Below are 9,649 nucleotides of genomic sequence, written 5' to 3' on the forward strand. Positions count from 1 at the left end.
CGATTTACGCGAAGAACAAAAGGGCCGGAGTCCCTCGCGGAGACCCCGGCTATACGCACCAGAAGGCTGGATAAAGCTTAGAACTTCTGGATGTAACGCACGAAGAAGTAGCGATCGATGTCCAGCGCCGGGTCGTAGGAGGCGGCGCTGCTATTGCCTACCGAGTAGGTGATCGGACGCTTCTTGTCGAACGCGTTGTTCACGCCCACTTGGACGCTGCCGTTCCAAGGTGTGTTGTAGCGGAACTGGATGTCGTGAAACACAATGGCACCCTTGCGGTTGGCGCCAGTACCCCAGTTCTTGCCCTCGTAGTTTGGCTGGTTGCATTCCACGTCCGCCTCCCAGCAGTAATCGCGGAATGCACCGTAATAACGTAGACCCCAACTCGCACCGAAGTCGCCCATTGACCAATCGACGCCGGCGTTGGCGCGCCAGCGCGGCAAGCTCCAGGTGCCAGCAGAACCCACCACGTCGGCGTCCGCCGTGCTCTGGGTGTCGTAGGCGCTCAGGTAGTTCGCGTCGAGGTTGACCGTGAACTTGCCGTAGCCGAACTCCGGCAGGCGGTAGTGCGCACCGAAGTCCCAGCCCTCAGTCGACAGCATGCCCATGTTTATGTTGCCACGGTTCAGGCCAACCACCTGACCGGTACCTGGGTCACGACCGAACTGGCTGCAGTAGGTCGCCGAGTTGGCGAGGTAGCACTGGTTCAGCACGTAGTTGGCGCTGACCGCCGTGATCACGTTGGTGATCTTGATCTTGTACCAGTCGGTGCTCACGTCCAGACCCGGTATCCACTGCGGGCTGTAGACGACGCCGGCGGTCTTGCTCACGCTCTTTTCCGGAGTCAGGTTGGCGTTGCCTACGCCGGCGTTGAACGCTGAGGTGCTCTGCGTGTTTGGTGCCGAAATCGGCAGGCCGGTCGTGGCGAGCTGGCGGAAGTTCGCCGGCAGGCCCTGGGCCTGGCACTTCGCAGCCACTCCGGCGCTAGTCGCGGCTGCGCCGAAGCGCGTGTCGCACGGGTCCGTGTAGAAGTCGAACGACTGCGAACCACCGCCGGATACATCGTCCAGCGTCGGCGCGCGGAAGCCTTCTGCATAGGTGCCACGCATCATCAAGTCGTCGATCGGCTTCCACTGGAAACTGTACTTGTTGTTGGTGGTGCTGCCGAAGTTACTGTAGTGCGAATAACGGCTGGCAACGTCGACCGACAGCAGTTTTGCGCCCGGCAGATCCCGTAACACCGGAACGTTCAACTCGACGTAAGCTTCGTTGGTGGCGTACTTGCCATACGTAGCGCCACCAGCCAAATCGGTGGTCTTGCCGGAGGCGGAGAGTTGATCCGGAAGATCAAAGCCACTGATCTTACGGTGCTCATAGCCGGCTGCAAACGCCACTTCACCGGCAGGCAGGTCGAACAGGCCACCGGTGATGTTAGCGGTGTATTCCTTTGACACACTCTGCAGCGTGCTCTGGCTCAGGCTATTGATGTAGGCCAGCGCCTGCGGGGTTGACGCCGAAGGACCGCCCAGGATATCGAACGGTACGCACTGGGTGAACGCGATCGGGCTAGCGGCCGTACCACACTGCACCTGACCAGCAGCATTCAGGAACGATGGACCCAGCGCTTGCTTCAGGTTAGACAGGTTGAGGTTGCCCGACCCGCGCTCGACTACGTCATATCTGTTGTAGTTGGTGCCGATGTCCCAGCTCCATGCCCGGCTGCCCACATCAAATGAGCCTTCGAAGCCGGCGTCGAAGTGATACGACTTGACGTTGTTCTTCGTGATACGCGGAATCTCGATGGTACGACGATAAAAGAACAGTTGGTTGCCCGGCTCAGGGTTGTAGTAACTGTAGGGACTTATATAGACCGGATTGGTGGCCTGGGTCAGGCTGTTCAGCGGATAACCGGCAATCTGGCGGGTGTTATCGCGCTGGGAGTACATGCCAGTAGCCCGGAACGTCACGTATTCGTTGATCTGATGGCGACCGCTGGTGAAGATCGACTTCAGTTCGTTGGAACCAGCCAGATTCATCTGCTGTGTCGGATTGAAGTAATCATTGACCCCGTCAAAGCCGGTGTGATATTCGGCCGGGTTACGCGAATCCGCGCCCACGCCCACGCCGTCGTAAGAGCCCGTATGGTTCAGGACTTTGCTGGGCCCTGCAGCAGTGCCGTAGGCCGAAACGTGGCGATAGCGGCCCCACGGACCCGTGCCGCTCAGACCGTCGGTGGCATGGTTCGGACCGTACGTGTAGCTGGTGTCTTTGCGCTTGTTAGCCCAGATCGGGCCTTCCTTGGTGTAGTTGGCGCCGAATACCAGCGAGCTTTTCTCGTTGCTGGCGCCCATCGTGAACGAGTAAGCATCCTTGGTGCCGTCACCGGCCTGATTCTGACCGTAGTAAGCCGAGGCCTCGGCACCGGAATAACGGTCTTTCAGGATGATGTTGATGACGCCAGCGATGGCGTCGGAACCATAGATCGACGACGCGCCATCCTTCAAGACATCGATACGCTCAATCAGCGAGGCCGGGATCGTCGACATATCGGTGAAACCAGCCAGGCTGGACGCCCAGCGTTTGCCGTTGACCAGCACTAGAGTGCGTTGTTCGCCGAGGTTGCGAACGTTGACGTACTGGCCACCCTGCTCAGGGTTGGAGGTAAGCACGGCGGCCTTGCTGAAGGTCTGCGCACCGGCAACGGTGAGGTTCGCCAGGATGTCGCCCACGCTGACCAGGCCGGTCTTCTGGATGTCGGCCTGGGTCATGGTGAATACCGGCTGGGCGGTTTCCACGTCAACGCTGTGGATACGCGAACCGGTGACCGTGACGGTAGACAGCTCCTTGGCCTGACCCTTATCTGCTGCCTGACCACTCTGGGCATCCTGCGCCAGCACGCCGGTGCTAATCAAACCCAGGCTTAGCCCTAGACCGATTGCCAAGGCTGCGTGACGGCACTGGTTTCCTGTCACATTGTTATGAGAATTCATTTTGGTAACTCCCCGAAGTTGAGCCCTAAGACGTCCGGGCACATGAACTTTTTAAATGTTCAGACATCGAACGGCGGCGACCCAAAACGGCACGCCTAGCTCTGTCCGGCCACATGATTTAATGTACGTTCCTGCGCCAGCTGCAACGCAAGTTATTACGACGTTAATTCAAGAAATCGCGAGCGTCAACGCTTTCGTAACTTCATTTCGAAAGTTTATTCGCCTGACTTGTGTGTAAGCTCACGCTGTCCTCCTCACACTGCACATGGCGGCATCTCAGATGGGCACGCAGACAACCACTAACCCGCAAGGCACGGGAACATTTGCCGATCGCATCAAATTGCTGATCCAGCGCGTAGGAAGCGCCACGGAGATCGCCAGAATGTGCGGCTTCTCCGAAGGTGTGGTGCGCAGCTGGCGCGATGGCAACACCGACCCGTCGCGCGCGCGTTGCGTCACGCTGGCACGCACCTTGGGTATTTCACTGGTCTGGCTGGTGGCGGGCGAGGGTACGCTGCAGGCCGACACCTCGATTCCTGCGCTGGATGACCAACACAGTTCGGAAAAGATGACCTCGCACCGATCGCACTATCGGACGAGCATCGATGACCATGCTGCGGGCGCTGCTGTCGACGCCCAGCGATTGAACGCCGCCGTGCAGATCCTGCAGTCGGAACTGAGTCTGGCCGGCAGTCAGCTTCGACTATCGGAGAACACGGATCTATTGACGCAGCTCTATGAAATCCTCAGCCCCGGTGGCTCCCATGTGGACCCGATCGCCATGGTGACCTTCAATCACCAGCTCGCCGAGCGGATGCGCAAGGAGCGCGGCACCACCTGATCCGGTGCATGCACCCACAAAAAACGCGGCAGCCATGGCGGCTGCCGCGTTTTTTGTGGTTCCTGTTCAGAGCAGGGCGATGTCGGCAATGGCGCTGAACTGTGCCTTCAACTGCCCCAGCAGGGCCAGCCGGTTGGCGCGCACGGCGGGATTGTCCGCGTTGACCAGTACACTGTCGAAGAACGTATCCACCGGCGCCTGCAGTTGCGACAGGCGAGCCAGCACGGCGGCGTAGTCGCCGGCGCCCAGTGCTTCGGCGGTGTCGCGCTGTGCGGAAGCCAGCGCATCGGCCAGTTCGCGCTCGGCATCCGCCTCGAAATGCGCAACGTCGACGACACGGCCGACGGCCGTAGTGCCGACCTCCTCGGCCTGCTTGCGCAGGATATTTGCGACGCGCTTGTTGGCGGCTGCCAGACTGAGCGCTTCCGGACGACGGCCAAACTCGGCCACGGCGCGCAGACGCCGGTCGAAATCGGCCAGGCTGCGCGGCTGCACCGCCAGCACGGCTTCGAACTGCGCATTGTCGAAACCCTGTTCGGCGTAGTAGCCGCGCAGACGGTCGAGCACGAAGTCATACAGCTCATCGAGCAGTATGGCCCGCCGCTGGCCGGCATTGAGGGCAGGCGGCTTGCCGTCCTTGCCGGGTTTCAGCCCCGCCGCCAGCGCGCTGTCGGGCAGCAACTCCAGCGCTTCGACCAGACTGCCGCGCAGGTCCAGGTCCAGGCTGGCCTCGATGAGGGTTCGCGCCAGGCCCAGGGCGGCACGGCGCAGGGCAAAGGGGTCCTTGTTGCCACCCGGCTTCATGCCGATGGCGAAAATGCCGGCCAGGGTGTCCAGCCGTTCGGCCACGGCCAGTACCTGCCCGAGCCTGCCGGCAGCGATGGCATCACCGCCGAAACGCGGCTGGTAGTAACTGTCCAGCGCCTCGGCCACTTCCGCCGATTCACCGTGATGGCTGGCGTAATAACGCCCCATTACGCCTTGCAGCTCGGGAAATTCGCCGACCATGCGAGTCAGCAGGTCGCACTTGCTCAAGCTCGCGGCGCGAGTGGCCGCAGCGGCGTCGACACCGACCCGGTTGGCGATGATCCGCGCCAGCTCGGCCACACGCACGCTCTTGTCCCACAGGCTGCCCAGCGCCTGCTGGTAAGTGACGCTCTTGAGCTGTTCCTGGTAGCTGGCCAGCGGCGTCTTCAGATCCTCGTCCCAGAAGAACTTGGCGTCGGCGAAGCGCGGCCGTATCACCCGTTCGTAACCCTTGCGGATCTCGCGCGGATCCTTGCTGTCGATGTTGGCGATGCCGATGAAATGCTCGGTCAACCTGCCATCGGCATCGAACACCGGCACGAATTTCTGGTTCGCCACCATGGTGGTGACCAATGCTTCAGGCGGCACGCTGAGGAACTCGCGCTCGAAAGTGCAGGCAATCGCCACCGGCCATTCCGTGAGGTTTGCCAACTCGCTGAGCAGCGCGTCATCCAGTCGCGGCACGCCGCCGGTCTGTTCGGCCGCCTGCGCGACCTGCGCACGAATGCGCTCACGTCGCTCTCGAGGATCGGCCAATACGTTGGAGGCACGCATCGCATCCAGCCAACCGTCCGCATCGGCTACGTGCACCGGCTGCGGGTGCATGAAACGATGGCCGCGCGATTTGCGGCCGCTACGCAAACCCAGCACTTCGCCATCGATGATCTCGGCGCCATGTAGGACTACCAGCCAATGCACCGGACGCACGAAACTGTAGTCGTGATCGGCCCAGCGCATCGGCCGGGGGATAGGCAGCGCCTTCAGCGCTTCATCGATGATTTCAGGCAACAGCGACGCCACTGCCTGGCCGGGCTTGAGCGTGCGCCAGACGAACCACGTTCCCTTGTCGGTTTCCAGCTTTTCCAGTTGCCCGACCTCGACGCCGCAGGATTGCGCAAAACCGAGCAGCGCCTTGGACGGCTGACCCTCGGTATCGAGCGCGGCATTCAGTGCCGGGCCACGGCGCTCGATCGCTTGTGCCGGCTGGGCGGTCGCGACACCGGGGATATAAACAGCCAGGCGACGCGGGGACGCATAGGCCTGCGCCAGATCCAGCCCGGCCACGACCCCGCGCTTGGCCAGACCATCGCAGATGCCGCGCAGGAAGGCCGCGGAAAGTTCGTCCAGCGCCTTGGGCGGCAGTTCTTCGGTGCCCAGTTCGATCAACAGCGGCTTGTGCTCAGCCATGGGCTAGCTCCTTCACTTGCTTCAGGCCCGGGAAACCGAGTTTCTCGCGCTGTGCCACATAGGTTTCGGCCACGCTGCGCGACAGCGTGCGCACGCGCAGAATGTAGCGCTGGCGCTCGGTGACGCTGATCGCACGGCGCGCATCGAGCAGGTTGAAGGTGTGGCTGGCCTTCATGACCTGCTCGTAGGCAGGCAGCGGCAGGTTCGCCGCAATCAGCTGGTTTGCGGTGGCCTCGCAGACGTCGAACCATCGCAGCAGCTGCGGTACATTCGCGTACTCGAAATTGTAAGTGCTCTGCTCGACTTCGTTCTGATGGAACACGTCGCCATAGGTCACCGTGCCGCGCGGGCCGGTGGTCCAGACCAGGTCATAGACGTTGTCCACGTTCTGCAGGTACATCGCCAGCCGCTCCAGGCCATAGGTGATCTCGCCGGTTACCGGGCGACACTCGAGTCCGCCAGCCTGCTGGAAGTAGGTGAACTGGGTCACCTCCATGCCGTTGAGCCACACTTCCCAGCCCAGCCCCCACGCGCCCAGCGTCGGCGATTCCCAATTGTCCTCGACGAAACGCAAGTCATGTACCAGCGGATCGAGACCGAGCTCTTTCAGTGAGCCGATGTACAGATCGAGGATGTTTTCCGGATTCGGTTTCATCACCACCTGGTATTGGTAGTAATGCTGCAGGCGGTTCGGATTCTCGCCGTAACGGCCGTCGGTGGGCCGGCGCGAGGGCTGAACATAGGCCGCCGCCCACGTCTCGGGGCCGAGTGCGCGCAGGAAGGTGGCAGGGTGAAACGTGCCGGCGCCGACTTCGGTATCGAGCGGTTGCAGCAACACACAACCCTGCGCCGCCCAGTAGCGGTTGAGGGTCTGGATCACATCCTGGAAGGTACTCGCGGACATGGCTTTCCGTGACCTTGGGTAAAGCGCGTTAGTATAGCCGTTGCTTGCTTTCCCACTGGGTCGAGGGCCGGCGAAAGCAACACGGGGGTACATCCGGATGGCTGCATCACCACAAATCGCATCCTTGCTGGGCCGCCGTGGCCGCCTGGAACTGGACGATCTGCTGGCCGCGCTGGTGGTCGACGGTTACCTGCTCGCCGAAGACGCCAAGCAGGTGCGCATGGGCGCGCGCGCCGGGCGCAGCACCGTGGAATTGCACCCGCTGGTGCTGATCGCGAACGCCAAGCTGCCGAACCAGCACGGCACCGGCCGCCCGTTGAGTCTGGAGGGCCTGACCGAATGGCTGGCCGGTCACGCCGGCTTGCCGTACCTGAAAATCGATCCGATGAAGATCAATGTCGCCTCGGTGACCCAGGTGGTGAGCCATGCCTACGCCAAGCGCCACCGGATCCTGCCGATCGCGGTCGCGCCGGGCGAGGCGACGTTTGCCACCTGTGAACCGTTCGATGCGGGCTGGGCTCCCGATCTGGCGCAGATGCTGCGGCGGGACATCAAGCGTGTAGTGGCGAGCCCGGTCGACATCAACCGCTACCTGCAGGAGTTTTACGGCGTCCAGCGTTCGATCCAGCTGGCGCACGACGCCAAGACCGGCAGCGACAGTTCCGCGGCGATTCTCAACTTCGAGCAACTGGTCGAACTGGGCAAGAGCGGCGAGGTCGGCGCCGATGACCGCCACGTGGTGCACATCGTCGACTGGCTGCTGCAGTACGCGTTCGAACAACGCGCCTCGGACATCCATCTGGAACCACGTCGCGACACCGGGCATATCCGCTTTCGCATCGACGGCATCATGCAGAAGGTGTTCGAGCTGCCCGCGCCGGTGATGACCGCGGTCACTGCCCGCATCAAGATCCTGGCGCGCATGGACGTGGCCGAAAAACGCCGCCCGCAGGACGGCCGCATCAAGACCCGCTCCGCTTCCGGCCGCGAAGTGGAGCTGCGTATCTCGAACATGCCCACCGCGTTCGGCGAAAAGGTGGTGATGCGCATTTTCGATCCGGACCTGGTGGTCAAGGACTTCGCCCAGCTCGGCTTCTCGCCCGGCGAGAGCGCCAACTGGCGCAGCATGGTCGAGCGGCCGCACGGCATCGTGCTGGTCACCGGCCCGACCGGCTCAGGCAAGACCACCACGCTGTATTCCACGCTGAAGCATCTGGCCACGCCGGAACTCAACGTGTGCACGGTGGAAGACCCGATCGAGATGGTCTCGCCCGAGTTCAACCAGATGCAGGTGCATGCCGCAATCGATCTGGATTTCGCCGCAGGTGTACGCACCTTGCTGCGCCAGGATCCGGACATCATCATGGTCGGCGAGATCCGCGACCTGGAAACCGCGCAGATGGCAGTGCAGGCCTCGCTCACCGGCCATCTGGTGCTGTCCACCTTGCACACCAACGATGCGCCGAGCGCGGTCACCCGACTGCTCGATCTGGGTGTGCCGCATTATCTGATCCAGTCCACCCTGACCGGCGTGGTGGCACAGCGACTGGTGCGCACGCTGTGCCCTCATTGTAAGCGGGCGACGACGCAGGATCCACAGGCGTGGACCGTGCTCACTCACGGCTGGACGATATCGCTGCCGCAACAGGTGTTCGAGCCGGTCGGCTGCCTGGAGTGTCGCAACACGGGTTTCATGGGGCGCACCGGCATCTACGAAATGATGAAGTTGTCGCCCCGTTTGCGTGGACTGATTTCGGCCCAGCTCGATTTGAGCGGCTTCGGTCAGGCAGCGCTGTCCGAGGGCATGCGCCCGCTGCGCATTTCCGCTGCCGACCAGGTAGCTGCCGGGCTGACCACCGTGCAGGAAATTCTCACTGTCTTGCCGCCTATCGATGCGTTCGACGATACTCAGCCGTAAAGACGTCCAAATAACCCGCCACAAAGTCCCTGCATGAAGCCTGTATTGATCATACGCACCGGCCGCGCGCCGGATACCATTCGCGCCCGTCATGGCGACTTTCCCCACTGGTTCCGGCTTGGCGCAGGATTGCACGCGCAGCAGTTGCGGATTGTCGATGTCGCAGCAGGTGAATCGCTGCCGCCGCCGCAGGAAATCGCCGGCGCCATGATCACCGGTTCGGCGGCCATGGTCACCGAGCGCGCGGCATGGAGCGAGCGCACCGCCGGCTGGATTCGCGATGCGATGGATGTCGATCTGCCGCTGTTCGGTGTCTGCTACGGCCATCAACTGATGGCGCATGCGCTGGGTGGGCGTGTCGACTACCTGTCCGGCGGCCGCGAAATCGGCACGCAGTCGATTGCGCTGTCGCCCACCGCCGCGCACGATCCATTGGCCCGCACGCTGCCTTCCAGCTTTCGTGCGCACACCACGCACGAACAAAGCGTGCTCGAACCACCATCCGGGTCTGCCGTGCTGGCCAGCTCGGCGCGAGATCCACACCATTTGCTGCGCTACGGTCCAAGTGCCATCAGCGCACAGTTTCACCCTGAATTCAACGCTGACGTGATGCGTGCCTATATCAAGCGCAAGCATGCCGACATGCGGAGTGAAGGTGTCGACTCCCCGTAAATCAGTGCCACGCTAAATCAGAGGTCGCCGGATCGTTTTGAATCCGAAACTCGGCGGGCGTCAGCCCGTCGAGGCTGTCGTGAGGGATCTCGTTGTTGTAGTCGGCAACC

The 9,649-nt window shown here is 62.3% G+C and carries 6 protein-coding genes; 3 read left to right on the plus strand and 3 right to left on the minus strand.

Annotated features, from left to right (window positions below):
- Positions 1 to 77 precede the first annotated feature (77 nt).
- Entirely contained in the window at positions 78 to 2,990 is a 2,913-nt protein-coding gene (locus ACFPPB_RS18380) for a TonB-dependent receptor plug domain-containing protein (RefSeq protein WP_377329780.1), read from the minus strand.
- Positions 2,991 to 3,270: 280 nt separating this feature from the next.
- Between ACFPPB_RS18380 and ACFPPB_RS18385 the strand changes: the two genes are divergently transcribed.
- Positions 3,271 to 3,831: a helix-turn-helix domain-containing protein gene (locus tag ACFPPB_RS18385; RefSeq protein ID WP_377329782.1), complete on the plus strand. Its 561-nt coding sequence runs from the start codon at positions 3,271 to 3,273 to the stop codon at positions 3,829 to 3,831.
- Positions 3,832 to 3,897: 66 nt separating this feature from the next.
- Here the strand turns inward: ACFPPB_RS18385 and glyS are convergent, their stop codons facing one another.
- Positions 3,898 to 6,045 (minus strand): glycine--tRNA ligase subunit beta, encoded by a 2,148-nt coding sequence (gene glyS, locus ACFPPB_RS18390; RefSeq protein WP_377329784.1) that lies wholly within the window; start codon positions 6,043 to 6,045, stop codon positions 3,898 to 3,900.
- A complete protein-coding gene (gene glyQ, locus ACFPPB_RS18395) occupies positions 6,038 to 6,949 on the minus strand; it encodes a glycine--tRNA ligase subunit alpha (protein ID WP_377329786.1) in 912 nt (303 codons plus the stop codon). The genes glyS and glyQ overlap by 8 nt, the downstream gene beginning before the upstream one ends.
- Before the next feature lie 97 nt (positions 6,950 to 7,046).
- Here glyQ and tfpB point away from each other — a divergent pair, with 97 nt between their 5' ends.
- Together tfpB and ACFPPB_RS18405 are read left to right on the plus strand one after the other, a co-directional pair.
- Positions 7,047 to 8,867 carry a type IV pilus assembly ATPase TfpB gene (gene tfpB / locus ACFPPB_RS18400; RefSeq protein ID WP_377329788.1) on the plus strand — a complete coding sequence of 607 codons (1,821 nt, stop codon included), beginning with the start codon at positions 7,047 to 7,049 and terminating at the stop codon, positions 8,865 to 8,867.
- A 33-nt stretch (positions 8,868 to 8,900) separates the two neighbouring features.
- Positions 8,901 to 9,539 (plus strand): glutamine amidotransferase, encoded by a 639-nt coding sequence (locus ACFPPB_RS18405; protein ID WP_377329789.1) that lies wholly within the window; start codon positions 8,901 to 8,903, stop codon positions 9,537 to 9,539.
- Positions 9,540 to 9,649 lie beyond the last annotated feature (110 nt).

The organism is Rhodanobacter terrae (assembly GCF_042657005.1).
Classification (GTDB): domain Bacteria; phylum Pseudomonadota; class Gammaproteobacteria; order Xanthomonadales; family Rhodanobacteraceae; genus Rhodanobacter; species Rhodanobacter terrae.

Coding starts and splice junctions, on each gene's coding strand:
- ACFPPB_RS18380 (WP_377329780.1), bottom strand. CDS start 2,990: ATGAATTCTCATAACAATGTGACAGGAAACCAGTGCCGTCACGCAGCC.
- ACFPPB_RS18385 (WP_377329782.1), top strand. CDS start 3,271: ATGGGCACGCAGACAACCACTAACCCGCAAGGCACGGGAACATTTGCC.
- glyS (WP_377329784.1), bottom strand. CDS start 6,045: ATGGCTGAGCACAAGCCGCTGTTGATCGAACTGGGCACCGAAGAACTG.
- glyQ (WP_377329786.1), bottom strand. CDS start 6,949: ATGTCCGCGAGTACCTTCCAGGATGTGATCCAGACCCTCAACCGCTAC.
- tfpB (WP_377329788.1), top strand. CDS start 7,047: ATGGCTGCATCACCACAAATCGCATCCTTGCTGGGCCGCCGTGGCCGC.
- ACFPPB_RS18405 (WP_377329789.1), top strand. CDS start 8,901: ATGAAGCCTGTATTGATCATACGCACCGGCCGCGCGCCGGATACCATT.